Source organism: Devosia sp. Root635 (assembly GCF_001427605.1).
In the GTDB taxonomy this organism is placed as follows: domain Bacteria; phylum Pseudomonadota; class Alphaproteobacteria; order Rhizobiales; family Devosiaceae; genus Devosia.
This window is the reverse complement of sequence record NZ_LMGZ01000003.1, coordinates 62,886-88,601: the sequence shown is the minus strand read 5'-3', so window position 1 is coordinate 88,601 and position 25,716 is coordinate 62,886. Positions and strand designations below refer to the sequence as shown.

Annotated in this window: 23 protein-coding genes; 3 read left to right on the top strand and 20 right to left on the bottom strand. The window is 63.4% G+C overall.

What is annotated here, in order from left to right:
* Positions 1-19 precede the first annotated feature (19 nt).
* The 8 genes from ASD80_RS03065 to ASD80_RS03030 all read right to left on the bottom strand — a co-directional run bounded on the left by ASD80_RS03065 (position 20) and on the right by ASD80_RS03030 (position 7,489).
* Positions 20-670 (bottom strand): polysaccharide deacetylase family protein, encoded by a 651-nt coding sequence (locus ASD80_RS03065; RefSeq protein WP_056228787.1) that lies wholly within the window; start codon positions 668-670, stop codon positions 20-22.
* Positions 657-2,165, bottom strand: coding sequence for a tripartite tricarboxylate transporter permease (locus ASD80_RS03060; protein ID WP_056228782.1), 1,509 nt, complete (start codon positions 2,163-2,165; stop codon positions 657-659). The genes ASD80_RS03065 and ASD80_RS03060 overlap by 14 nt, the downstream gene beginning before the upstream one ends.
* Before the next feature lie 114 nt (positions 2,166-2,279).
* Positions 2,280-2,735 (bottom strand): tripartite tricarboxylate transporter TctB family protein, encoded by a 456-nt coding sequence (locus ASD80_RS03055; protein ID WP_082555018.1) that lies wholly within the window; start codon positions 2,733-2,735, stop codon positions 2,280-2,282.
* Between the two features lie 27 nt (positions 2,736-2,762).
* Positions 2,763-3,953, bottom strand: a complete 1,191-nt coding sequence (locus ASD80_RS03050; protein WP_056228893.1) for a CaiB/BaiF CoA transferase family protein — start codon at positions 3,951-3,953, stop codon at positions 2,763-2,765.
* 21 nt (positions 3,954-3,974) lie between these two features.
* Complete coding sequence (locus ASD80_RS03045; protein WP_056228778.1) at positions 3,975-4,838, bottom strand: fumarylacetoacetate hydrolase family protein; 864 nt, start codon at positions 4,836-4,838, stop codon at positions 3,975-3,977.
* Positions 4,835-5,230: a Zn-ribbon domain-containing OB-fold protein gene (locus tag ASD80_RS03040; RefSeq protein WP_056228776.1), complete on the bottom strand. Its 396-nt coding sequence runs from the start codon at positions 5,228-5,230 to the stop codon at positions 4,835-4,837. The genes ASD80_RS03045 and ASD80_RS03040 overlap by 4 nt, the downstream gene beginning before the upstream one ends.
* A gap of 10 nt (positions 5,231-5,240) precedes the next feature.
* Positions 5,241-6,443, bottom strand: a complete 1,203-nt coding sequence (locus ASD80_RS18905) for a thiolase family protein (protein ID WP_056228773.1) — start codon at positions 6,441-6,443, stop codon at positions 5,241-5,243.
* Between the two features lie 92 nt (positions 6,444-6,535).
* Entirely contained in the window at positions 6,536-7,489 is a 954-nt protein-coding gene (locus ASD80_RS03030; protein ID WP_056228769.1) for a Bug family tripartite tricarboxylate transporter substrate binding protein, read from the bottom strand.
* Between the two features lie 294 nt (positions 7,490-7,783).
* Between ASD80_RS03030 and ASD80_RS03025 the strand changes: the two genes are divergently transcribed.
* The 3 genes from ASD80_RS03025 to ASD80_RS03015 all read left to right on the top strand — a co-directional run bounded on the left by ASD80_RS03025 (position 7,784) and on the right by ASD80_RS03015 (position 10,905).
* The gene (locus tag ASD80_RS03025; RefSeq protein ID WP_056228767.1) at positions 7,784-9,199 is read left to right on the top strand and encodes a CoA transferase; all 1,416 of its coding nucleotides are present in this window, start codon (positions 7,784-7,786) and stop codon (positions 9,197-9,199) included.
* Positions 9,200-9,261: 62 nt separating this feature from the next.
* The gene (locus tag ASD80_RS03020; RefSeq protein ID WP_056228764.1) at positions 9,262-10,044 is read left to right on the top strand and encodes an IclR family transcriptional regulator C-terminal domain-containing protein; all 783 of its coding nucleotides are present in this window, start codon (positions 9,262-9,264) and stop codon (positions 10,042-10,044) included.
* An 18-nt stretch (positions 10,045-10,062) separates the two neighbouring features.
* The gene (locus tag ASD80_RS03015; RefSeq protein WP_056228761.1) at positions 10,063-10,905 is read left to right on the top strand and encodes an SDR family NAD(P)-dependent oxidoreductase; all 843 of its coding nucleotides are present in this window, start codon (positions 10,063-10,065) and stop codon (positions 10,903-10,905) included.
* 56 nt (positions 10,906-10,961) lie between these two features.
* Here the strand turns inward: ASD80_RS03015 and tssH are convergent, their stop codons facing one another.
* The 12 genes from tssH to ASD80_RS02955 all read right to left on the bottom strand — a co-directional run bounded on the left by tssH (position 10,962) and on the right by ASD80_RS02955 (position 25,686).
* Positions 10,962-13,607: a type VI secretion system ATPase TssH gene (gene tssH, locus ASD80_RS03010; RefSeq protein ID WP_056228759.1), complete on the bottom strand. Its 2,646-nt coding sequence runs from the start codon at positions 13,605-13,607 to the stop codon at positions 10,962-10,964.
* A gap of 23 nt (positions 13,608-13,630) precedes the next feature.
* Positions 13,631-14,638 (bottom strand): type VI secretion system baseplate subunit TssG, encoded by a 1,008-nt coding sequence (gene tssG, locus ASD80_RS03005; protein ID WP_056228756.1) that lies wholly within the window; start codon positions 14,636-14,638, stop codon positions 13,631-13,633.
* Positions 14,635-16,584, bottom strand: coding sequence for a type VI secretion system baseplate subunit TssF (tssF, locus tag ASD80_RS03000; protein ID WP_056228753.1), 1,950 nt, complete (start codon positions 16,582-16,584; stop codon positions 14,635-14,637). Before tssF ends, tssG begins: the two co-directional genes overlap by 4 nt.
* Positions 16,581-17,138 (bottom strand): type VI secretion system baseplate subunit TssE, encoded by a 558-nt coding sequence (locus ASD80_RS02995; RefSeq protein ID WP_162247306.1) that lies wholly within the window; start codon positions 17,136-17,138, stop codon positions 16,581-16,583. The genes tssF and ASD80_RS02995 overlap by 4 nt, the downstream gene beginning before the upstream one ends.
* 245 nt (positions 17,139-17,383) lie before the next feature.
* On the bottom strand, positions 17,384-17,866 hold the full coding sequence (locus tag ASD80_RS02990; protein WP_056228747.1) for an Hcp family type VI secretion system effector: 483 nt from the start codon (positions 17,864-17,866) through the stop codon (positions 17,384-17,386).
* Between the two features lie 74 nt (positions 17,867-17,940).
* Positions 17,941-19,434, bottom strand: a complete 1,494-nt coding sequence (tssC, locus tag ASD80_RS02985; protein WP_056228744.1) for a type VI secretion system contractile sheath large subunit — start codon at positions 19,432-19,434, stop codon at positions 17,941-17,943.
* A 40-nt stretch (positions 19,435-19,474) separates the two neighbouring features.
* Positions 19,475-19,993 carry a type VI secretion system contractile sheath small subunit gene (gene tssB / locus ASD80_RS02980; RefSeq protein ID WP_056228741.1) on the bottom strand — a complete coding sequence of 173 codons (519 nt, stop codon included), beginning with the start codon at positions 19,991-19,993 and terminating at the stop codon, positions 19,475-19,477.
* Between the two features lie 82 nt (positions 19,994-20,075).
* Positions 20,076-21,398, bottom strand: a complete 1,323-nt coding sequence (locus ASD80_RS02975; protein WP_056228739.1) for an ImpA family type VI secretion system protein — start codon at positions 21,396-21,398, stop codon at positions 20,076-20,078.
* 30 nt (positions 21,399-21,428) lie between these two features.
* Positions 21,429-21,941, bottom strand: coding sequence for an OmpA family protein (locus ASD80_RS02970; RefSeq protein WP_082555014.1), 513 nt, complete (start codon positions 21,939-21,941; stop codon positions 21,429-21,431).
* A gap of 89 nt (positions 21,942-22,030) precedes the next feature.
* Entirely contained in the window at positions 22,031-23,296 is a 1,266-nt protein-coding gene (tagH, locus tag ASD80_RS02965) for a type VI secretion system-associated FHA domain protein TagH (RefSeq protein WP_056228736.1), read from the bottom strand.
* Positions 23,297-23,404: 108 nt separating this feature from the next.
* The gene (locus tag ASD80_RS02960; RefSeq protein WP_156460301.1) at positions 23,405-23,941 is read right to left on the bottom strand and encodes a DUF6931 family protein; all 537 of its coding nucleotides are present in this window, start codon (positions 23,939-23,941) and stop codon (positions 23,405-23,407) included.
* Between the two features lie 17 nt (positions 23,942-23,958).
* The gene (locus tag ASD80_RS02955; RefSeq protein WP_056228730.1) at positions 23,959-25,686 is read right to left on the bottom strand and encodes a type VI secretion system Vgr family protein; all 1,728 of its coding nucleotides are present in this window, start codon (positions 25,684-25,686) and stop codon (positions 23,959-23,961) included.
* Between the last annotated feature and the right edge of the window lie 30 nt (positions 25,687-25,716).

Below are 25,716 nucleotides of genomic sequence, written 5' to 3'. Positions count from 1 at the left end.
TTGTCGTTCGAAATTTCGTTCAATTTGCGAGTACGCCACCGAGGGCCTCGGTCGGCTGGCCTCTTTGGATGACGATCGTGCTGGCCGGCAGCTCCTGGCGGAAGCTATAGCCTTCGTCTTTGAGGGTTGAGACGAAGCGGTCGAGCCGCGTCATGGCGTCACCATGAATGTCATGCAGCACCACCAGGGGCCAATCGATCTCCGATATCTGGCGCCTCGCGGTGTCCGGCCAGCCCACGGCATCGCGGAAGTCCCCAGGGACGCTGTTCCACATCACGCAGGTAAAGCGGTGCTTCCGGAGGTGTTCGGCCGCCACCGAATTGAGGGCGCCATCGCGCCGTCCCGCGCCCCCATAGGGGCGAAACAGCTTGTCGTCATGCGCCAGCGCGCCGATCGCCGATTGGGTGCGATCTATTTCGCTGGCGACGAATGCCGCGTCGCCCTTTTCACGAAACGGATGGGAATGGCTCCAGGTGTGGTTGCCGATCCAGTGCCCTTCGTCTCTGGCCCTGCGCGCAACGTCCAGGTTCTCGACGAGTTTCTGGCCGACCACGAAAAAGGTCGTGCGGATATCGTGCCGCGCCAGCACATCCAATACCAGCGGCGTGACCTCTGGATGGGGGCCATTGTCGAAGCTCAGGGTAACAGGCTTTTCACTAGTCCTCGGCATCGGCGAAGACCCTCCTTCTCCAGCCCAGCAACGTTGGCATGAACATCGTGGCAGCAAGTCCAAAGGCCAGGGCCATCAGACCGGCACTGATCGGTCGGGTGAAAAACACCGTGGCATCGCCCTGGGAGATCAGCATGGCGCGGCGGAAATGTTCCTCGACCATGGGACCGAGCACGAAGCCGAGGAGGAAGGGAGCAGGGGCACAGCCCAGACGCGAGAACAGGTAGCCCGCCAGCCCGGCGACCGCGAGGACATAGAGTTCGATCTCAAGACCGTTGGCGGTGAAGGTGCCGATGCAGCAGAATGCCAGGATTCCGGGAAACAGGACGGAATATGGTATTCTCAGCAACCGGATCCAGAGCCCGACCAGCGGCAGGTTCAGGATCACCAGCAGCATATTGCCGATCCACATCGAGGCGATGAGACCCCAGAACAGCTCCGGCTGCGTGACGATGACCCGCGGACCGGGCTGAATCCCCTGGACGATCATGGCGCCGATCATCAGCGCCATGACGGCGTTGGAAGGGATGCCCAGCGTCAGCATGGGTATGAACGAGGTCTGCGCGCCGGCATTGTTTGCACTCTCGGGCCCCGCGACGCCCTCGATGGCGCCCTTGCCGAACTCCTCCGGATGCTTGGACAGCTTTTTCTCGACGGCATAGGAGGCAAAGGAGGACAGAAACGCCCCGCCACCCGGCAGCACACCCAGCAGCGAGCCCAGTCCGGTCCCTCGCAAGATGGGGCCGATGGCGCGCCTGAAATCCTCACGGGTCGGCATGAGCGTGGAAATGGCGTGCGACCGGCGGGTCTCGGCGTCATTGCCCTCCAGGTTGCGGATGATTTCTGCGAGACCGAATACGCCGATGGTGACGGCGATGAAGTCGATGCCGCTGCGGAATTCGTTGATGCCATAGGTGAAACGGGTCTGGGCGGTGAAGACGTCCGTGCCCACAAGGCCCAGCATCAGGCCGATCACGGCCATGCCCAGCCCCTTGAGTGCCGAGCCTTGCGCGAGCACCACGACCATCACGATGCCGAGCAGGGTGAGCGAGAAGAATTCGGGCGCTCCGAAGCGAAGGGCGATCTGGCTCAGCGCCGGAGACGCGACGGCAATCACCAGGGTCGCGATGGTGCCGGCCACGAACGAGCCGATCGCCGAAATGGACAACGCCACCCCCGCCCGGCCCTGGCGGGCCATCTGATAGCCATCTATCGCGGTAACGGCCGAGGACGGCTCGCCCGGCAAATTGACCAGGATTGCGGTGATCGAGCCGCCATATTGGGCGCCGTAGTAGATGCCGGCGAGCATGATCATCGCGTAGATGGGATTGAGCGTCAGTGTGATGGGCAGCAGCATGGCAATCGTTGCTGCCGGGCCAATGCCCGGCAGGACGCCGATAAGCGTGCCAAGCGTGACCCCGAGCAGGCAAAGCATCAGTGACATGGGGCTGACGGCCACGCTCATGCCCAGCATAAGGCCTTCAAATATTTCCATTTTTCTCTCCGGCCTGAAGCGCGTCGCGATCTTTCAGATTCGCTCCATGCGCTTCAGTTCTTTGTTTGCGCATGTCTTGGTCCCGGAACCGGGACCACTTTCGGAAGACATGCTTCAGGGCAGAAATCGGCGATTGATCAGGTCGTAGGGCACGCGGATGCCGAACTTGAACAGCACGACGCAGAATACCGTCACGCCCACGATGACCAGCACGGCGTTGAGCGGCCTGATACTGCTGCTGGACAAGGTCGCCAGGGCCACGCTGACAATCAGGGCCGGCACGAGCCCCAGGCTCCGCACCGTCAGCCCGAAGGCAACTGGCGCGGCTCCGATCAGGCAGACCGCCCGCCAGTTCACGGGGGGCATCTCATCCTCGTCAGGCTTTACGCTGGCAAGGACGACAACGCCGATTACGCCCAGAATGACTCCCAGTGCGAGTGGGAAGAAACCGGGCCCCATCTGGTCCAGGCTTCCGATATCCAGCCCCACCAGGGTCGAAACACTCACATAGATGGCGATGGCCAGGAACATCAGTCCCGACACGGCGTCCCGTGACTTCCAGTCAATCATTGCATTATCCTCCCGGCCGATCGCGGCCTAGCTGGTCTTGGTCGCCTTGCCGTAAAGCTCGGCCAGTACCTCCTGGGTATGCTGCCCCAGACCCGGCGGATTGCGAAGCACCTTCGGCGCGGCCACGTCTTTCCAGGGCATGCCCGGTATGGTCGTCATTATCCCCGAATTGGGCGGATACTCGATTTCCATCAGCGACCCGCGTTCGAGGACGTGCGGCAGTTCCACCACTTCGGCCAGGGTCAGGATGGGCTCGGAGGGAATGCCGCGCTTGTCCAGTTCGGCCAACCAGTAATCGGCCGTATCGGTGGCGAAGATGGCCCGGATTTCCTCGACCATGGCGCCGCGGTTGATGTTCCGCTCCACCTGGCTGCGATAGAGCGGATTTTCGCCCAGATGGCCGAATTCCTTGAGGGACACGAAGGCCTTCCAGGCCTTTTCATTCGTCACCGCCATGACGAATTCGCGATCCGAGCCGGCAAAGCTCTCATAAGGCGCCATGAGCGGATGGGCATTGCCGGTGCGCGGATAGGGCTTCTTGGTCGAGGTGTAGGTGACGATCTGCTGGTTCAGCACCATCAGCACGGCATCGAGCATGGCGATGTCGATATAGCGGCCCTTGCCGGTCTTGCCGCGCTCCATGAGCGACGCCATCACCGACATGACGGCGGAGAATCCGCCGACGATATCTGCAATCGGGCCGCCTGCCTTGTAGGCCGGGCCATCGGGCGCCCCCGTGGTGGACATCAGCCCGCTGATCGCCTGCACCATCAGGTCGATACCCGGTCGATGCGACATCGGTCCGGTCTGGCCATAGGCGCTGATCGACACATAGATGATATCGGGCTTCACCGCGGCCACGGCGGCGTAGTCGAGGCCGAAACGCTTCATCGTGCCGGGCCGGAAATTTTCCACCACGATGTCCGAGGTCTTCACGAGGTCCATGAACAGGCGCCGGCCCTCTTCGGTGTGAAGGTCCGCCTCCACCGAGCGCTTGTTTCGGTTCGATGACATGTAGGTGGCAAAGGGAGGGCCCCAATAACGCGACTCGTCCCCGGTTCCCGGCATTTCCAGTTTGATGACGTCGGCGCCCAGATCGCCCAGCAGCATCGTGCAATAGGGACCGGCCAGGGCCCTGGATACGTCCAGCACCCTGATCCCGTCCAGCGCACCCTTCTTGCCGGCGCTTTCGGTCGAATGTGAAGTCTCGTGCAGCATTTCTGTCTCCCGCATCGGTGGTCAGACCGCGCGTATGGTGTTGGTGATTGAGCCGATGCCGTCGATTCCGGCTTCCATGATGTCGCCGTCCCGCAGCCAGACCTGCGGATCCATGCCCAGGCCGACGCCCGAAGGCGTTCCGGTGGTGATGATGTCTCCGGGCTCGACGGTCAGGCCGGCGGACAGGCTCTCCAGGATCGCCGCACAGTCGAACACCATGTCGGTGGTCAGCGAATCCTGGCGCATTTCTCCATTGACGCTCAGCCAGATACGGTGGTCGGCGGTCACGTCGAATTCGTCGGAGGTAACGATCCACGGTCCGACAGGGCAGGTGGTGTCGAGCGATTTTCCCTTGAACCACTGGCCATGGCCACGCTGCAGGTCACGCGCCGTTACATCGTTGAGAACCATGTATCCAAGGATATGATCCCCCGCGTCCCGCGCCTTGATATCCCGGCCACGCTTGCCGATGACGAAGGCGAGCTCGACCTCGTAGTCGAGCTTCTGCGTGATGCCCGGCAGGCGAATGTCATCACCCGGTCCACACACGGCGTGGGTGGCCTTGGTGAAGAATTCCGGCATGCGGGGATAGTCCGCGGCGACGCCGCGGGCGCGTGCGCCCTCTTCGATATGCAGCTTGTAGTTCCGGCCGACGCAGAACACGTTGCGCGGTGGATTTGGGATCGGCGCCCGCAGGGACACCGCGTTCAGGCGATATCCGCCGCTCGTGCCGGCCGAAGCCGCCAGTTTGCCGGCCTCTGCGATTGCGCTGGGGCCGGCCTGGATCAAGGCCAGCAGCGAGGCATGGGGCGTCGGCACGATCCGGTCGCCGACCACTACCCCCGGCCGTTCCACGCCCTCATGGACGAAGGTCGCCAACTTCATGACGCCACCTCGAAAACCGGCAGGGTGATGTCATCGGAGACCGGTTCGTAGGCCAGCCTCACCGGCATGCCGATATGGACGCCGTGCGGATCGTTGGTCTTGATGTTGGAGGTCATCATCGCGCCCTCTTCGAGCTCGATCAGCGCCACCACGATGGGTCCGTCGATGCCCTCGAAGACCGATTGTGCCGCGACGGTGTAGGTATAGACTGTTCCCCGGCCGCTCACGCGAGTCCATTCGAGCTGGCGGGACGCGCATTCCGGACAGACATAGACCGGGTAATACGCATAGGTTCCGCAATCGGCGCAGCGCTGGATTTCCATCGCCTCGGCCTTGCAGGAATCCCAGAACGGCTTCGATATCTTGGTCGGTTCAGGCAAATATCGTGTCATGACTGTATCCTCAGTCCCGGCCGAAGATGGCAATGGAGTGATTGGAGGCGACGGCGCTGACATTGGTTGCCAGCGAGAGTTCCACGTCCTTGACCTGGCGCTCGCCGCATTCGCCGCGCACCTGGCGGACGGCCTCGATGATGTGGTTGATGCCACCCGAGGACCCGAAGGACAGCAGGCCCCCATGCGTGTTGACCGGCAGGTCGCCACCCAATTCGATGCGTCCGTTTTCGGTGAAAGCCCCGCCCTCGCCCTTGGCGCAGAAGCCGAGATCTTCGAACTGCATCAGCACGGTGATGGTGAAGGAGTCATAGAGCTGGGCGACATCGATATCGCTCGGTTTGACGCCTGCCATGCCAAAGGCGCGTTCGGCGGCAACCGACTGCACCGTCTTGGTCAGGCTGAAGCGGGACTTGTCTTCCGGCCGCGCCCCCGTGGCGCGGGCGAGATGGGCCAGGTGATAGTAGGACTGCGCCTGCCCGGTGCCCAGGATGCGTACGGGCTTGGCTTTGAGATCCCTGGCGCGCTCGCGCGAGGTGATAAGAATGGCCCCGGCGCCATCCGATGGCGGGCTGCAATCGAGCAGGTGCAACGGGGTCGAGACGAGGCGCGAATTCAGCACATCGTCGACCGTGATCGGGTCGCGCTTGAATGCCTTGGGGTTGAGCGCGGCATGTTTCCGGCACGCCACGGCGATATTGGCCAGTTGCTCGGATGTGGTGCCGTATTCGTGCATGTGGCGCTGTGCCAGCATGGCATAGACGCCCGGCACTGAAATTCCGAAGGGAACTTCGAATTCGATGGGGTGGGCGCCATATTCGATATAGGCCTTCATCGAGGTGCCCTTGGGCACGCCGGATAAGGTCGTGTCGCCCCGCAGCAGAAGCACGGCCTTGCACAAACCGCTTTCCACGGCCCACTGGGCCACCTGCACGCCGTTGAGATAGGAATGCCCGCCGGTGCGCAGCGTGTCGACGAAGGTCTTGCAGTGAATGCCGAGATGCTCGCCGATCATCATGTGATGGCGGATATTGTCATTGAGGAACGTGCCGGTGGTCATCAGACCATCGATATCGTGCTTGTCGATGCCCGAATCCTCGATCGCCAGCATGGCGGCATCGATGTGAAGCTCGGTGGGGGTTTTTCCCGTGAGCCGGCCGACAGGGGGTTCCCCCAATCCGGCAATAACGGCCTCGCTGCCTGGACGTGGCATCAGTAGTCTCCAAAGATTTGATGGGTGGATCGCGCCGCGGTGGCGGCGGGCGGAGGGGCGAACGCAGCCGCCCCTCCGTGATCGAATGTCGATCAGCGCTTCTCGAGGCCGATCGCCTCGACCAGCGCAGCATAGCGGCCGCGCTCGGTTGCCAGGAATTCAGCGAATTCTGCGGGCGAACCGCTGGTCCATACTTCGGTACCGGTTTGTTCCAGCGCCGCGACGACCTCGGGATCGGCGAGCGCTTGGTTCAGTGCGTCGAACAGCGTGTCGATATAGTCCTCGGGCGTACCGGCCGGCGCGAACAGCGCATACCATGACGACACGAGCACATCGTCATAGCCGAGTTCCTGCATGGTCGGCAGGTCGGGCGTGAAGACCGAGCGTTGTTCCGCGGTAATCGCGAGCAGCGTCAGCTCGCCCGATTGCAGGCCGGGCTGGAACTGCGACAGGGAGTAGAACATCATGTCGGTCTCGCCGCGCATGAGATCGAGAACCGCCGCTGAACCGCCTTCATAGGGAATATGGCGCAGCGAGATGCCGGCATCGCGCATCAGCATCTCGCCGAGCAGGTGATTGGAGTTGCCAATGCCGGTTGAGGCGTAAGACAGACTTTCGTTCTTGGCCTTTTCAACGAATTCGGCCGGCGTGGTGATGCCGGACGCGGTGGGCACGGCCATGATCAGCGTTTGGGCCGAGGCCCGGCCGATGGGGGCGAAATCCTCGGCCGCATAGGGCAGGTCGGCATAAAGATTGGGATTGGACGAGAAGTCGGCGATGGTCGCCCAGAGCAGATGATAGCCATCGGGATCCTGCTCGGAAGCGCGCACCATGCCTGGAATATGCGCGGCGCCACCGATATTCTCGATGACCATAGGCTGTTTCAGGATTTCCTCCATCTTGGGAAGAACGATACGCGCCACGCCGTCGGCCGCCGAACCGGCGGGCAGCGGCACGATCACGTCGATCGCCCTAGTGGGGTAGTCCTGTGCCTGGACCATGCCTCCTGTCATGGCCAGCGCCACGACCGAGGTTGCGGCGATCAACGAAGTTTTCAACCGGCTGCAAATCAAAGTTCCCTCCCTTAGCTATTTTCCGTATAGCGGAAATTTTTCCGTATATCGATAGTGCGCGCTGTGGCTGGCGCCGTCAACCCCCAACTTCAGCGTGCTGGAATCCGCCAGAGAAGGGCAGGCGCGGAAGCCGCGGTGCACGTGCTGAGCCTGCGCCAGCCCCCTCATCATGACGACCACGGAACATCTATTGCTTATGCCGGCGCCTTCGCTATTATTCCGTATAACGAAAATATATCCGCATTACGGAAAACTTTGAGGCAACGCATGACATATGCAAATGCGGCATTATCGGATCTCCTGCAAAAGCTGGCGCTGCCCGCTGACCATTGGTCCGAACACATCACCATCCGCGGGCAGGATCCCGTTGTGCCCAGTCGGTACCGGCCGGGCCTTGCCAGCGCATCCGCGCTCGCTGCTTTTGCGGCCGGCATTGCCGAGATATGGCGGTTGCGCGGCAATGGCTCCCAGTCCATCGACGTCGATCTGGCAAAGGCGGCGGTGCCCGGCCTGCGGACGCTCGCCTATGTGCGGCGTGGTCGTCATGCGCTGCAACTGCAGCGGCCTGCCAGCGAGCGTCAGGTGTTCTTTGAAACCCGCGATGGGCGCCAGATGTATCTGCTGCGCCACGCCTTCTACCATGAACATTTCACGCGGCTGCTCAGCTGCCTCGACTGTTCGCCCGATACCCAATCCATCGCCCGCGCCGTCCGGCGACATGACGCGCTCGAACTGGAGCAAGTCCTCGCCGAAGCCAAGGCGATGGGCGCGCTGGCCCGTACCCGTGAGGAATGGCTGTCCCATCCCCAGGGGCGCAACCTGGCGGGCAGGACTCCGGTGGAGGTAAAACGGATGAGCGAGAGCGACGCCGAGCCGCTGGGGCCGGCCAGGCGCCCGCTGCAAGGGATTCGCGTCGTCGACATGGGCCATGTCCTGGCCGGGCCGGTCGTGTCTCGCACCCTGGCCGAACAGGGCGCGGACGTCATTCACGTATCGCCGCCGCATATGCCCGATCCAAACCACGTTATCGCCGACACCGCCTTCGGCAAGCGCACTGCATTCGCCGACCTCCGTTCGGACCGCGATCGCGACGAACTCCTGGCCCTGATTGCCAAGGCGGATGTGTTCGTCCATTCGTGGCGGCCCGGCTCGCTCGAAGCATATGGCCTGTCTTTTGAGCAACTGGCCGAATTGCGACCCGGTCTGGTTTATGCCAGCGTCAGTTGCTATGGCAGCGACGGCCCTTGGGCCAACCGCGCCGGCTACGACCCCTTTGGTCAGGTGGTCAGCGGCCTGGCCATCGGTGAAGGCAGCATGGATATGCCCGCTTTGGCCTCGACCTTCACGCTCAACGACTATCTGGCGGGCTATTGCGCCGCGGCCGGCGTGGTGAGTGCCCTGGTCCAGCGCGCGCGGGCAGGTGGCTCCTATCGCGTCAATGTATCACTCACCGGCACCTCGATGTGGCTGCAGGATCTCGGTCAGCTCCCGGCATCGCAATGGCCGGAAGCGCCGGGAGGCGTCGCTGCCTTGCCCCAGGTCGCCAGCGAAGACCTGCAGGTGACGCCGTCTGCCTTTGGCCCGATCGAGCACCCGCGGCCGATCGTTGCCTTTTCCGAAACCCCCTCCTATTGGGCGACGCCCCCCAAGCCTGCCGGTGTTGACCACCTGGCTTGGGACTAGGCGCACATGAACAGCCATGAAATGATGACGCAGCCGCTGCCAGTTGCCGGAAAGAAACACCCTTGAAAGCCGAACACCCTGACGACCCCGAATTCATAAAATCGCTGGCCAAGGGACTGGCGGTGATCGAGGCTTTCGATGCCGATGCGCCGCAGATGACGCTGAGCCGCATCGCCAGCAAGGTCGGGCTCAGTCCGGGGTCGGCTCGCCGCGTCCTGCTGACGCTCACGACGCTGGGCTATGTCGGCTATAGCGAGGAGGACAAGCGCTATCATCTGGCGGCGCGCACGCTCCAGCTCGGTTACACCTATCTGATGACGCTGCCGGCGCTCAACCTGCTGCAACCACGGCTGTCCGAGCTATCCGACAAACTCAACGAATCCTGCTCGATCATGATGCTGGTGGACCGCGAGGTGGTCTGCGTGGCGCGTGCGACGGCACGGCGGCTGGAGCGGGACTATATGACCGTTGGCACCCGTTTCCCCGCCCATGCCTCATCCACCGGGAAATTGCTGCTCGGCGCCATGAGCGATGAGGAATTCAGCGCGCTCTACGAGGGGATAACGACCCTCCCCGAGGTTACGCCCTTCACTGTTCGCAGCGTGGCGACGCTGAGAGAACAGGCGCGTGCCGCATATCAGAAAGGGTGGAATCTGGTCGATCAGGAAACGGCCATCGGAATGGCTTCGGTGGCAGTGCCGCTCGTCGTCAAGGGTCGCGTTCGCTACGGCCTGTCGACGAGTGCGACGCTCAAATATGAGGGGTCGCAGTTCGTCGACCGTTACCTCCCCGAACTCAAGCAGGCCGCGCGGGCCATGCAGGAACTCCTGGACGCGCGCCAGTGAACGAACAGGAGCAGGTCGATGGACCCCGCTGCGCAGCAATTCGGTGAGGCAGAACTCGACGGCAAGGTGGCCATTGTTACCGGCGCCGGTCGAATGCGCAGCATTGGAAGGCGCATCGCAACGACACTGGCACGCGCCGGTGCCAGCGTCGTGGTGACAGGGTCCGGGCGGTCTTCGCAGTCCTATCCGGACGATGAGAAAGCGGCGGGCTGGCGCGACGTGGAAAGCGTTGCCGAAGAAATCCGCCAGTTGGGCGGCACGGCGCTGACCGCCATCACCGACATCGCCGATGAAGCATCGGTGGATCGCCTGATTGCCGACACGCTTGGCGCGTTCGGGCGCCTTGATATTTTGGTCAACAACGCCGCAATGAGCCGGGGCTCGGATCGACGGCCCGTCGTGGAGCTGGATATCGAGACCTTGAGAAAGGTCTATTCGATCAATGTCGAGGGCACGTTTTTGATGTCTCGCGCCGCCGCGCGCACCATGCTTGCCCAGGGTTCCGGCGGCAACATCGTCAACATATCGACTGTTGCGTCGCGCACGGCTGGCCCCCGGCTCGGCGCCTATGCCAGCTCCAAGGCGGCGATCAACGCGCTTGGCCGCGTGATGGCGCTGGAACTCGCGTCCGAGAATATTCGGGTCAATACGATCTGCCCCGGTTTCAACGACACCTCTCGCCTCGACGATCTGCCCCGCGGCGAGCAGTTCGACAAGATGGTCAAGGACATGGTGCCCCTCGGATGGGCAGACGATGGTACGCAAGTGGCCGAGCTGACGCTGTTTCTTGCATCCGACCGCGCAAAGTGGATCACCGGCCAAACCCTGATGGCCGACGGCGGGCGCGTTTGGGGCCAGTAACGCCTGACCGGCAACTCTGGCGTCCACGAGGCTCTGTGGATTCCCGATAGCTGCGTCTAAACGATGTCGTATACCAGGACGCCGTCCACGACATCCACGCTCTCCCTGGAGATCGGTTGCTTGCCGATCATGCGGTTGAGATAGTGCCGCGACAGTTCCGGCAGCAGCGAGTTGGTCAGGATGTTGTCGATCATTCGCCCGCCGGAATCGGGATCGTTGCAACGCGATGCGATGTAATCCACCACCGCGTCCGAATAGACGAACTCCGCCTCGTGGTTTTCGGCCACCCGGCGCTTGATGCGGTTGAGCTGGATGCGAACGATCCCCGCCAGCATGTCGGGCGATAGCGGAAAATACGGGATCGTCACGATGCGGCCGAGCAGGGCGGGCGGGAACACCTGCACCAGCGATGGCTTGAGCGCCTCTTCCAGTTCGGCCGGCGTGGGCCTGGTCTGGCCGCGCTCAGCCATGTGCATGATGATGTCGGTGCCCACATTGGAGGTGAGGATGATCAGGCAGTTCTTGAAATCGATCACCCGACCATTGCCGTCTTCCATCTGGCCCTTGTCGAACACCTGGAAGAACAGCTCGTGCACATCGGGATGGGCCTTTTCCACCTCGTCGAGCAGCACGACGCTGTAGGGCTTGCGCCGCACCGCTTCGGTCAGGCGGCCGCCTTCGCCATAGCCGACATAGCCCGGAGGGGCGCCCTTGAGCAGGGACACCGTATGGGCTTCCTGGAATTCGGACATGTTGATGGTGATGATGGACTGCTCGCCGCCATAGAGCGCCTCGGCCAGCGCGAGCGCCGTCTCGGTCTTGCCGACGCCGGACGGGCCGCACAGCATGAACACGCCGATGGGCTTATTGGGATTGTCGAGCTTGGCCCGGTTGGTCTCGATGCGCTTGGCGATCATCTCCAGGCCGTGGTCCTGCCCCACGACGCGCTTCTTGAGCGTTTCGGCGAGCTTGAGGATGCTGGCCATCTCGTCGCTCACCATCTTGCCCACCGGAATGCCGGTCCAGTCCGACACCACGGCTGCCACGGCCTGCTCATCCACATAGGGGTAGACCATGCGCGTATCGGCCTCGAAGCCGTTCAGTTCGGCCACGAGGGCAGCAATCTGCTCGCGCGTCGAAGGCCCCTCGGCCGGCACGGTCTCGTCGGTTTCCTCCAGCAATTTGGCGCGCAAGGCCGAGATTTGGTCGACCAGCGCGCTTTCGCGTTGGTGTAGTTCGGTCAGTTCTGCCAGCCGGACCTCGATGTCGGCGATCTCGCCGTCGAGTTCGGCCGTCCGCCGCGGATTGCCGCCGCCGATGTCGCTCTGGCGGTCGATGGCCGTCAGCTCTTCCTTGCGCGACTGGATGGCGTCCTTGAGATCGGCTATCGCCGCCGGCGTCGTGCTCTGGCTGATCGCGACGCGGGCGCAGGCGGTGTCGAGCAGGCTGACCGCCTTGTCGGGCAATTGGCGGGCCGGGATGTAGCGGGCCGAGAGGGTAACCGCCGCGACCACTGCCGCGTCGGAGATGCGGACCCGATGATGGGCCTCCATCGGCTTGAGAATGCCCCGCAGCATATAGGCGGCCTTTTCGACGGACGGCTCCTCCACCGCGACCGGCTGGAAACGCCGGGTCAGGGCGGGATCCTTCTCGAAATACTGCCGATATTCCGACCAGGTCGTCGCGCCGATGGTGCGCAAGGTACCACGGGCCAGAGCCGGCTTGAGCAGATTGGCGGCGTCGCCCGTGCCAGCATTGCCGCCGGCGCCGATCAGCGTATGGGCCTCGTCGATGAACAGGATGAGCGGGGTCGGGGAGGCCTGCACCTCGTCGATCAGCGAGCGCAGCCGCTGTTCGAACTCCCCCTTCATCGAAGCACCGGCCTGCATCAGGCCGATATCGAGCGCATGCAGGCGCACGCCCTTGAGCTGGGGCGGCACGTCGCCCGATGCCAGCCGCTGGGCAAAACCCTCCACCACCGCCGTCTTGCCGACGCCGGCCTCGCCGGTCAGGATGGGGTTGTTCTGGCGCCGCCGCATCAATACGTCGATCAGCTGGCGGATTTCGTCGTCGCGCCCGACAATCGGGTCCATCTTGCCGGACTCGGCGGTGGCGGTCATGTCGATGGAATAGCGCGATAAGGCCGTGTTGCCGCGCGGCGCATCGCCCGAGGCGCCAGCGGCCGGCGCCGCCAGTCCCGAGCCATCCATCGGGCGCAGATTCTCCTCATCGGACTGCGCCCAGACCGTGTTGGCCTCGCCTGCCAGCGTATCGGCGCTGATCTGCATCAAGCTGCGGGAGGCCTGTTGCAGCGAAGGGCGCAGCTTGAGATCCTTGAGGGCAGCCAGCAGAATGTGCCCGGTGCGGATCTGGGCTTCTCCGAACATCAGCGTGGCATAGTACCAGCCGCGATCCAGCGCATCGTTGATGGGATCGGCGATGCCCGGCATCTCGGTCTCGTTCTTGCGGAAGCCATCGAGCGCCGCGCCGATCTCGGCCAGCACCTTGGAGCGGTCGATACCGTAATGGGCCAGCGTCAGCGTCACGTCCGAACGGTCGTTGCTGACGATCTGGAACATCCAGTGCGCCAGCTCCAGATTGCGGTTTCCGGCGTTCTTGGCGTGGCGCAGCGACTGCATGAATGTGTCGTAGCCCAGCCGATTAAGTTTGCCGGTAACGGTCTCCAGGCTGATGTCGCTCATCGTATCCCCCGATCAAATGAATGCTACAAGGCTCCGGCGCTGCGCCGCTGGCTCAGGTCGAACCGGGCGTCATCGAGATAGTGGTCGTCGTCGGCCGCCACTGGTGGCGGTGCTACCCATGCTGTCCAGCCGAGCTGGCCGCTGACCCCGAGCCGGGCCGCCGGTGCGAGCTTCGCGGGCAGTTGCAGCTCGACATCATATTCGAAGCGGTGCCCGGCGTAATAGAATACCAGGTCGGCAATCTTGCGCGCCACCTCGCCGCCCGGCAGCATGGTATTGTATTGCTCCAGGCTCTCCGCCTTGAGCAGGATGCGGAACTTGTCGTTGATCGAATAGGCCCGCGTGCCGAGCACGGTGTCCTGGCCCAATGATGAGCCTCGGGCGCCCAGCGATGTCCGCGCATCGGGCTCGAATGTCAGCCAAGCGCCCACGCGCTCGACAATCCAGACATCAAGGCCCATGGTTCCGCGCAGCAGTTGCGCCAGCCGGCGCGCGCTCTTGACCCGCGACGAGACCAGTCCCGAATAGGCGAGCTTGGCGAGGTCAGGCACCGCGTCGCGCTCGGTGGCAGCGGGGGTGCCGATGCCTGAAAAGGCCCCCACATAGCGGGCGAATTTGTCTTCCCTGGGCCGATCGTGATGGGCGATCGGGCGGGAATCGGCCCAGGCGCGAAAGAACAGTTGCTGGAACCGGTTGGCGAACAGGTCGGCAAAGCGCGCAAAGGAAGGGTCGCGCTGCAACCAGTTCAGGGCATCCAGCGTGGTGTTGAGGGGCAGGGCGCCCTGCGGGCCGAAATAGCCCATGAACTGGGTGAAGACGCGCGGCGTGCCGCGGGCGGTGGCGTCGATCCTGGTGATATTGGACGCGGCAAAGCCGGCGAACGGATCCTGCGCCAGGGCCACGACTTCCTGCGCCACCGTAGTCCCGTCGCCGATACGCGGCTTGTCCGGGGATGAGCGTTCCAGTTCGCGCAGCACGCGGAACAGGTCGAACAACTGGGGGTTCCGTTCGAGGTCCTGCCGTTCGGTCACAACACGCTCCCCAGCCCGGAGCGCGGTGGCCAGCGCATCACCGCGCCGCGTTGACTCGAGGCAATGACAGTCTGGGTGAAACTGTTGATCGAGGTGTATTCGGCAAAGAACCGGTCCAGCGCGGCCCCCAGGATCATGATGCCGGCGCCCTCGAAGGCCTTTTCGTCCAGCGTGACGGTGATCTCGATGCCGCGTGCTGCGTTGAAGCCGTTGGCCTGCCGCAGGTGGCGGACGATGGGGCGGCTCTCGATGCCCGCAATACCCCTGATCTGCCGCTCGGTCAGCGTGTCGGAAACATCGGCGAATACCGCCAGCATCTCCCGCAGACCGCCGGCACGCGCATCGGGCCGATCGACCAGTCCCAGATGGCTGAAGGACAGGAAGTTGATCAGGCGCCAGGCAATCGGGCTCGGGCGGCTGGCATCGCGTTCCACGCGGTCGCGATGCACCAGCGAATCCCGTGGCGGCGTCGGCCCGGCCAGGCACCGCAGCGAAATGGCCATGTCGTCCGAAAGACGGAAATCGGCGCCGCTGTCGCCGACCGGCAGCGCTTCGGTGAGATGGCGGTTCGAGACCAGGGCGCGAACGCTGATCTCCTTTATCCGCTCATTGTCATCGAGCCCGGCCGGCTCGACGATCGAGATAAAGGTTTCGGTTCCGACATAGCTGCTCTGGCTGCCGAACCGCCGCTCGCGCTCGGTGGGCAGGCGGGGCAGGCGCCGCACGGTGTAGTAGACCGCGTTTTCCGCCCGCACGCCGCCATCAGGCAGGCTATAGAGCGGCAGCACGGGAACCTTGTCCTTGCGGTTCGGATAATGGGCAAACACGTCGAGCACGCGATGCGCCTCGAAATCCAGCGTGCGGCTGCGATCGGGCACGATCTGGTACTCGTGCTGATTGCGGCTGAGCGGGATGCGGCTGCAGCTCAATTCGAACAGATTGGTCGCCGGCACGGCGTAGAGCGCGAAGAAGGATGCCGTGACCAGCGGGGCGAGCCGAGGGGTCGCCTGGTCCATCTCGAAGATGATGTCGACCCGGCTCACCGGCAGACGGCCGAGCGCCATGCGCAGATTGGTCAGCACGAAGCCGCGAAACTTGGCGGGAAAGGCAAAATACTCGCGCAGCCGGTCGAAGCCGGCAAAGACCCGGTCATCGCCCGGCACCAGGGCGTCGGAATCCCCGAAGCCGATCTGCTGCAGGCTGTCGAGTGGCAATGGCCGGAACTGGACATCGCCATCTGCCGTCTCGTAACGCAGGGTGATACGCGCGCAATGGGCGAACAATTGCTCGTAAAGCGCGCTGCCATCGGCGGCGTTGGTATTGAAATAGATCGGCAAACGGTCGATGGCCAGATTGGCCATCGGGGCGCCCGGATGCGGCCTGCCCGCTACGTCGCGGTCGGGGCTGCTGTTGCGGTTGAGCAGGGTCAGCCGCAGGCCGGCCAAGGTTTCGGGCGGCGTATTCATTCCCAGCGCATGCAAGGGGGCGGGGGTCGGGTAATATTCGGCCCGCTCGATCTGCAAGGGCCAGAGCGTCAGGTCGGCGCCAAGCTGATAGCGGCACGACACGCGCCGCTCGCGTTCGACATAGACGGCATCGATATAGCTTCCCGCCGGGAAGTTCACGCCTTTCAGCAGATTGGGATTTTCGAATTTGGGCGACGCCTGCACCAGGACCGAAGAGGCAAGAGGCGCCAGATAATTGGGCACCAACTGTTCCAGGAGCGCATTGGTGAATTCGCTGAACTCGCTCTTGAGCTTGAGCTGCACGCGGGCGGCCAGAAAGGCCGCGCCCTCCAGCAGCCCGGCCAGGCCCGGATCCATTGCATTTTCGGTCAGGCCGCCAAGCCGCTCGGCAATACCCGGATATTCGGCGGAAAAGTCGCGGGCCTGTTCGTAGAGGATCCGCAACTCGCGCTCATAATGCTCGAGAAATTCGCGGTTCATGACACCCCGGGCAGGCGCGGGACGTGTACTTTGCCCGCCCCGACATCCACCTCGGCTACGAATTCGACCAATATGTCCAGCGGGCGGCTGAGCAACTCGGCATAGACCTTGAAGCGGACGCGCTCGTCGAGGTCTTCGCTGCCCTCGTCGCGCTGCACCGACAGCGTCCTGGCATTGAGGCGCGGTTCATGGCGCAGCAGGGCGGCTCGGAGATTGGTGCCGACGACGTCGACCTCGTCGGTGCCGACCGTGACACCGGACAGGTCCGGCAGCCCGAAATTGAGCACCGACCGCGCGACATAGGGGAGGGGTTCCAGGTCCACGCTCGACGCCAGGTTGACCGTATCCACGAGTGACCCGAGATCGACGCCCAGGTCGCGCTTGAGCATGGACTCGGCCGCGCCGCGGCGAACGCTGTTGCGATCGGCGATGACGCGCTCGCCATCGACCCAGCTTCCCTCCTCGCTGGCGGCGTCTCGCTTCTCGAACGCATCGCGAAAAGCGAGCATCAGGGGAATTTGCAGGCGCTGCTTCTGCTGTTCCGATGATACCACGAGCGCCCTCCATACCCGCACCGGCCTGCCAAGGCGCATCGCGATCTTTCAGTTTCGCTCTACGCGCTTTAGCTCTTCCGGTGCCTGCTTTCGAAAGACATGCCCCGCAGGCCACCGCCATCCAACCGATGTCGGCCCGCAAATGCCGGTTCTCTGCACTTCCGGTCCTCACACAACTACATGCGCTTGGGTCCGGCATCGAGCGCCGCCATTTTCGGCACGCCTGCGCCGAATGTCGATCGGTCCTAGGCCTTCTTGTTTTCGACGATGCTCCAGCCGGCTTTCACCACGGCGTCGCCGGAGCCATCCTGCTTCTGCGGTGTATATTCGATTTCGATCTTGCCGTAGGCGAGGGTGACATTTTCGGTCAGCCGGTCTTCGCCGAGGCTTCCGCCATTCGACAGGGAAGAAATCAGCACGTCCGTCAGCTTGATCTTGAGATAGTCCAGCGGTTTGTCGCCGGCCTTGCGAACCACCATTTCCGCGGTTTTGTAGTGGGTGCCCTGGGCACAACCGAGAAACAGCAGCGGGCTCGCCTTGTCCTGATATTTGGTGAGCGACAAATCCTGGACATTGACCTTGCCAGTGCCGCCGCCACCACCCGATGCAAACGAAGCCGAGTTGGACGCACCCCAACTGAAGGCGAGTACGTCGATCAGGTCCTTGTACTTAGCGTCCTTGGACTCCCCCTTGATCGGGTCAATCTTCAGGAACATGTCAACTGCCATTTCGGTCTCCCATTTCTACCGAGATGCGCTGGTCCAGCGGCCACGCCAGCGCCGAGTGGTACGCAAGAAAGGTGTTATTCCTTCGTGCCGGGAAGTCGCGACACGAGGCTGAGTCCGATGTCCATGCCTTCGAGTTGATAATGCGGCCGCAGATAGAAGCGGGCGCCGTAATAGCCGGGGTTTTCCTCATCCTCGAACACATCGACCCGCGCCTCGGCCAGGGGGCGCTCGGCCTTGGCCGCCTCGCCCGCCGTGGACGGGTTGGCCAGGACATATTGCATTACCCATTCGCTCAGCCGGCGCTGCAATTCCTCGCGCTCGTAGCCCTGGCCGATCCAGTCCCGCACCATATGCTTGAGGTAATGCGCAAAGCGCGAGACCGCGAACATGTACGGAATACGCGAGGACAGGTTGTCCGAAGCAGTCGCCTCGGCGTCGAGATAGCTATGCGGCTGATAGACCGACTGCGCGCCGATAAAGGCCGCCTTGTCGGTATTCTTGCGGTGAATGAGCGGCAACAGGCCGGACTTGGACAATTCGGCTTCGCGCCGGTCGCCAATGGCGATTTCGGTCGGGCATTTCAGGTCGACGCTGCCATCGTCGGTAGGGAAGGTATGCACCGGAAGGTCCATGACCTCGCCGCCGGACTGCACACCGCGAATTCGGGTGGTCCAGCCATATTCCTTGAAGGCCCGGTTGATATTTGCCGCCATCGCATAGGAGGCGTTCATCCAGGCGTATTTTTCGCCCGTATGTCCGTCGGTCTGCTCTTCGAAGGCAAATTCGGCAACCGGCAGGGTCTTGGCGCCGTAGGGTTCGCGCGACAACACGCGCGGCAGGCACAGGCCAAGATAGCGGGAATTCTCGGAGTCGCGCAGCGACTTCCAGGCGGCATATTCCGGAGTATCGAATACCTTGCCCAGGTCGCGCGGCTTGGTCAGGTCGGTCCAGCTATCCATGCCCATCAGCGTGGGATTGGCGCCCGAAATGACCATGCAATGTGCTGCCGCGCCGATCTTGCTGAGCGACTTCATGACGGCAATGTCGGGCGCCGAGTGGTCGAAATAATAATCGCCGACCAGCGCGCCATAGGGCTGGCCGCCGAGCTGGCCGAATTCATATTCATAGAGCTGCTTGAACAGCGGGCTCTGGTCCCACTTGGCGTCGGGAAAGTCCTTGGCGTGACGGAACAGCTCCGACTTGGTGACATTCATCACCTTGATCTTGAGCGTTGAATCCGTCTCGGAATGGTTGATCAGGTAGGTAAGCCCGCGCCAGGCGCTTTCCACCGACTGGAATTCGGGCGCATGCAGGATCTCGTTGACCTGCACCGAAAGTTTCTCGTCGAGCCGGGCGATCATCTCCTCGATCGTGTCCAGCACGTCTTCGCGGATGACGCTCGAATCGGCCAGCGCCTGCTTGACCAGCGTCGTCACGGCATTGTCGATTTCGGTCTCGGCGCGCTCGGTGCGCGGCTTGAAATTCTGCTTCAGCAGATTGGCAAACTCATCGACCTGCTCGGCTGGGGCCTGTCCGGCGCGGCTGGTATCGGATTCCAATTGGCTCATCTGGTCCCCCGTATCTCGAAACTAAGCGGATAGCAGGCGCTTATGCCTTTTCGTCGTCCGACGTCACCTTGCGCTCCTGCAGAGCCGCCATGAGTTGTGGGTCGGCCAACAGCTTGCGGAGCTGTTCCTCGGCCCCCGTCTTGCCGTCCATGTAGCGCTGAAGATTGGCCAGTTGCTCCCGCGCCTCAAGCAACACCTTGAGCGCCGGAACCTGCCGGGCGACGCCGGCCGGCGAGAAGTCGTCCATGGAATTGAACGTCAGGCTGACGCCGAGTTTTTCGCCGCTGTTGTCGCTGAGCTTGTTGTCGACGCGGAACGCCGCCGCCGGAGCCACCGATTTCATGTATTTGTCGAGATTGTCCATGTCGACATCGACGAGTTTTCTGTCGGCAATTGCCGGCTTCTCGACCTCGGAAGCATTGCCGGACAAATCCGACATCACCGCCATTACGAATGGCAGCTCGATCTGCTTCTGGGAGTCGTAGGGGTCTTCATAACCGATCTGCACACGCGGTGGACGGTTGCGCTTGATGAATTTCTGACCGGAATCCGATGCCATCACAAGCCTCCTACTTACTGCCAAGCAGACCAGACGGGCCGCGTTTTGTCAAACTTCTTAACTGCCTAAAAGTCAACCAAAGTTACGAGTCCGATGGCGGAAGCAACTCGCCCAGAAGTGCGGAAAAATCCTTGTTGAGCAAGGCTCTTGCTTTGCTCAGCAGCAGCGGTATCGGGCTCGATGGCTCGACCAGACGGTAAAATCCCTCGACGCCCAGCATCAGCGCGGTCGCGTCGCTGCGCGATTCCGCGCTGAAGACCGTGCCGTCCGGAGCCTGCTCGGCCTCGCTCGCCGCCGCTCCGGCCACGGCGGCATCGTCGGTTACGGAGCGCATCTGGTCAAAGCCGATATCGAACTGCCCAGCCCCGTCGAACCGCAGCGCGATCACGGTGGCCGCATCGGGCAGCAGCGCCTCGAGCACGCTGACCAGCGGCTTGCCGAACAGCATGCGGGCCTGGTGCACCAGGATCAAGGCCGGGGCCGAAGGTTCACGGGTCTGGAAATAGTCCTCGATCGCCCGGAGCGCCGATGAGGCCTCGCTCTGGGTGGCAATCCTGACGGCGCCGACCGTGGGGGCGGCCTGCACGGGCGCCGGCCCGGCGATGTCCGCGCCCGGACCAGCCGCTTCGGCGGCGCCGGATGGCACGAGGTCCGGCCGCAGTTCCGCGAGCAAGGCCGTGATGTCGCCCAGTAGCTTGAGCTGCCGCTCGAAGCTGGGCACGCTGGCATGACCCGCCTTGCTGCGAAACATGGCCTGGATGGCATTCAGTGCTGCGACGGCGTCCGATACGGCCGTTGCCGCGATCGTTGCCTGTTCGGTATTGCGCGGCGAGGAAAGGCCCTCGGTGACGGCGTCGAGTGTGGGGACCGGCTCCTCTTCGCGGGGGCGCGCCCGTTCGGTGGCGAGCATGTAGCTGCGATAGCTGGTCGCCCCGCCGCCGCTGCCGACGATCGGGGCAAAGGTCAACGGCAGGATGACGTGGACCTGGTTTTCCAGTTCCTCGATGGCATTGGTCCGGCGGGTGAAGTCATCGCCTTCCGGGGCAGGATGCACGCTGTCCCAGAAACGGTCCACCATTTCGGCAAGGTCCTGCAGGCTGTCGGCAAAGCCGCGAAACGAGCCGCTCAGCGCTTGGAACCGGGCCTCCAGCACCAGAAGCCGCACATCCCGCGTGCGTTCCAGCAGCGCGTCGATCGCCTCGGTCTCGGCACCGATATCGACGCGGCTGCGATCGAACGGCACATCGCGGTTCGAGCCGTTTCCCTCGTTGGAAAAGAAGCGGTCCGGCAGGCGGGCGCCCGCCAGCATCATATATTCGGCGTAAGCCTCGTCGCCGGTCTCATCCAGGTCGGGGCCGCTGGGGGCGGATTCCGACACTGGCTCATGCAGGCTGGCATTGCGCATGAACGCTTCCGCGGTTGGTGGCGACGGCGACTACTGGATGTTGAGCTTCATTTCGACGCGGCGGTTGAGCGGATCGAACGGATCGTCGGTGCGCGGATCCTTTTCGCCCAGCCCGAATGATGTCAGGCGATCGGCCGCAATGCCATTGGCCACCAGGAAGTCGGCAACCCGCGTGGCGCGCCGCTGCGACAGCGTGTCGTTGTAGGCGTCGCCCCCCAGCGCATCGGTGTGGCCTTCGACGAGAAATTTCGCATCGGCCAGCCGGTCGTCGGCCAGGGCCTTGGCGATCTCGGTGAGATTGCTGACCGCTTCCGGGGTCAACTCGTCCGAATTGAGTTCGAAGGTGACCAGCATGTCGAATGGGGTTGGCGCCAGCTTGTCCGCGCATTCTTCGTCGGTGCCCACGCAGATGGCGCGAGACTTGCCCACTTCCCCGGCAAAAAAATTGGCGACTTGCGCTGCGCTGAACTCCTGAGCCTGTCCTGCAATGCTCATGAGCAGCGTGATTGCGGTGGCTATGGTCGTCGCTCCAAATAGGCGCATCCTAACTCCTCCAGCGAAAGTCCAGGCAACCTGCGGGGCAGCTTAGGCGCGCCGAACTGCCTTGACAAGTATGGCGCCGACTTCGCCGGTTACTCCGACTTCTTGCCCATTGCATCGTAGAATTCGGAAAAGTAGCCGAAAAACACATCGAGAATTCCATTCTCGAGGTGTTCGGTCTTGCTGTTCCAGCGCTGCACGTAGATTTCCCAGGCCTTGGCTTTTGCCGAGCCGAATCCGCCGCCCACCTTCTCCTCGATACTGTCAGGCGTCAGATCCTCGGTGAGCCTGGACAGCGCGCGCTGCATGGCGGCAAACGTGGCCTTCTCATGCTGCTGGATATCGGCAAACGCCTCCTTGAAGCTGGCCGGTGCGTCGAGATAGCCGGCCCGGTGCCGCTGGAACATGATTTCCAGGGCCTCGGTCGCGTCGGCGGTAAACTTGAGGGCGTTGTTGTCGGCCGCCCCGATCATGGTGCGATTGGCGCTCCTGGCAATCCGCTTGGCGTCGGCGCGGCCGTGCAGCAGCGTGGCGAGCTGCTCGGTGGAGGTGCGCAGCACGAGGCCGATTTCCCTGGCCACCTCTTGCGGGTCGCGTCCCGCCATGGCGTCCGGCTTGAGCCCGGCGGCCTGGCAGATCAGGGCGAGCACCTGCTCGGGAGAACCGCCGCCCCGAGCGGGCGGTGGCGTGATTGCGGGCGCGGCATGCTCGGAGATCGAGGAGCCCGGCAGATTGCCGAGTGCTGGAGAAATCGGGTGCAGCTCGTCAATCGGCGGTCGGGCGGCGACCGGCAACTCGATGAACTGTTCCAGCGCGTCGGGCGGCCGAATGCCCCGGTCCTGCCGCGCCTTTTCCAGGAACCAGTTGCGGTCCACCGGCGCCGGGGCGGCCGCCGCGCCCGGTAAGGCCCAGATGTCATGCACGGGAGCGGCAGGCGAGGATGCCGGCGCAAATGGCGACTGCCCCGCCGGCTGGCCGAATGGCGCCGGTTCGGGCGAAAAAGGCGATGCCGAACTGCTCTGGATTCCGCCGGGCGAAGGTTGTCCGTCGAGGCTCACCTCGATCTGGTAATTGCCGATCTGCAGACGATCGCCATGCGCCAGACGATAGGGACTCCTGACGCGAATGCTCGACCCGTTGACGAAAGTGCCATTGGTCGAAATGTCGTCGAGCCAATAGCCGCCGTCCCGGAACCGGACCTGGCAGTGATGGCCCGAGACAAACCGTTCCGGATCGGGAAGGCACCAGTCGAGGTGCTGCTCACGCCCGATATCGAAGCCGCGCGCACCGGCGCTGAACTTGATCGGGCCGCCGTCGGGCAACTGATCCCGGTCGACAATGGTAAGGGTAATAGGCATTCGATTCCCTCTTGGCCTCGGCCGGCCATCGAGACAATTGTAGGTCAGCACGGGTTGCCGTCGCAATGCCGCTGCGCCGGACAATTGTCTGGCCGAGCCGCTGCCGGACTATTGCCCGGCCAGGCCGATGGCCGCGTCAACGAATGTCCGCAGCGTCGAAGCGCGGTGACCGTTATCCACGCGCGCGAGCGCGCCGAGGATACCTGCATTGACCGCGCGAGGCGTGAGGTGAACTGGCGGCGATACCGTGGGCAGGCCGGGATCGGACATGCTGCCGCCGCTCCAGCCGGCGGCCAGCGCGATCCAGACGCCGGGCGTCTTGTTCTTGCCCTCCATCGCCGATGTCAGCGCGCGGACGCGCTGGTCCTCCTCGGGTTCGCGCACCCAGGCCTCCGCCAAGGCCAGCATCTGCCGGTCTTCCTCGGTGAGCAGGTGCAGCAGGCCGCGGGCACATTCATGGCCCCACCACACCGCCTTGCGTCGCGGCAGCAGGTAGGCGGCATAGGTTATCGCTTCCTCGGGCGTGGCGCTGCGGCCGAGCAGCGCGATGAATTCCAGCGGCGCTTCGCCATCGGGGCGTGCGCGGATGTCTTCCCCCGCCGTGGGAAACGCATCGAACAAATCCTGGGCTCTTGCGAAATGCACCTTGGTCTCGGCTGCTATCAGTTGATCTTGACGAGGGCGCCCTGGATGGTCACCACCGCCGACGCCTTGTGTGTCGCCGTGCCGCCGCTTTCGGTGGTCAGATCGGCGCCGGCCTTGTGGGAGGCGCTGATCTTGCCCTCGGTCTTGAGCGTGGAGCTGGCCTCGATGGTGATGTTGGTCGATTTCATCGTGATCGAGTTCCCGTCGATCACGATGGTACTGCTGCCGACTTTGAGGGTGATCTGGTGCACGGCCTCGATCTCGATGTCGCGCTTGCCATAGATGCGGACGAGCTCCTTGCCGCCCGTGTCGTCGAACTGGATTTCGTTGTCGCTGCGGGTGATCCAGCCCGACAGGTTTGCCTCGTCGCTATAGGGAAGGCGATAACTGTCGTTCGGCACCGTGCCGATGATGACCGGCCGGTCGGGGTCCCCCTCGATGAACTGGATGAGCGCCTCCATCCCGATCCGGGGAATGAACTGGGCGCCCCATTCCTGGCCGACCCAGACCTGGGCGACGCGGCACCACATCGAGTCGCCCTCCGAGCCGGATTTGTGCCAGTGAAACTTGACCTTGACCCGCCCGAGGTTTTCCGGATCGTCACCCGGATCGGTGACGACGATGGCAATCTGGGGACCGGCAATGAAGGGGCGCGGGGTGACCTGGGGGGGAGCGTAGGAACGGTCGGTCCTGAACAGCTCGTAGCTGCCGCGATAGACCTCGCCCTGGTCGCCCCCTCCGGAGATGTACTCTTCGCTCACCAGCCGGTGCGACGCTCTCAGGACCAGGTACTCGGCTGCGTCGGCATGTTTTTCCAGCGTGAATGTCAGTCCCGCCGAGAAGCCGATGCAGTATCCATCGGCGTTGAAGAGTCCGTCCCGCGCCTGGACGGCATCCCGCGCGGCAGTGGCGTAGACATTGCCTTCGTCTTGATTCAGGAACTGCCCCGGATGGTGGTAGATTTCGAGGCCGCCATGGGCGTAGCCGGCGCTGGCCTGCCGCTGCGCCATCATATCGGCGTTCGCTTGTAGGTAGTTATAGTCCTTCAGCGCCACGGTACCGCTGACAAACTGGCGCTTGGCGACCCAGCTATTGAGATATTCGCGCTCGTCCCGCACGCTGGCCTCGTCCGGGTAATATGGGCGGGTGCCGCCCGGCACGGTGCCATAGCCGGACCGGCTGTCGGTCAGCACCATGGTCTGCTTGTTGTTCCCGAACTCGAAATGATAGGCGATGCCATGCCGCTCCAGCAGGCGGGAGACAAAGGCGAAATCGCTCTCACGGTGCTGCACGCAATATTCGAGCTGCATCTGTCGGCCGGACGTGCGGCTATCGATGTCCGGGCGATACTTCTGGAGAACGGCCTTGATGATCTCCTCGGGCGTCATGTTGTGGAAAACGCGGGAGTTGACCCGTTGCGTCAGCATCCAGAACCAGGGGCGCAGCACGAGGTGGTAAAGCGCGCCCCCCTTGGCGGGACCGATCCGCGCCGCTTCGGTCAAGGTACCGCAGAAATAGCGCTCGCCTTGGTCGGGGGTGAGCACCCGGACCGTGCAGTCCTGCCCCAGCGCCTTGTCGAAATTCAGCGGTCCGGTGAATTGCTCGTCGCAGAGGGCGGTGATGTCGAACTGGAAGAGTTCGCTCATCCCCTCCGTACCGGAAAATTCGACCAGTGCCAGCGTGTCCCGGCCCAGGGGCGTGGACAACTCGCCGATCCGCGTATCTTGCCGGTATGGGGTCGACATCAAAAACCGCCATCAAGCTCGAGAAAAAAA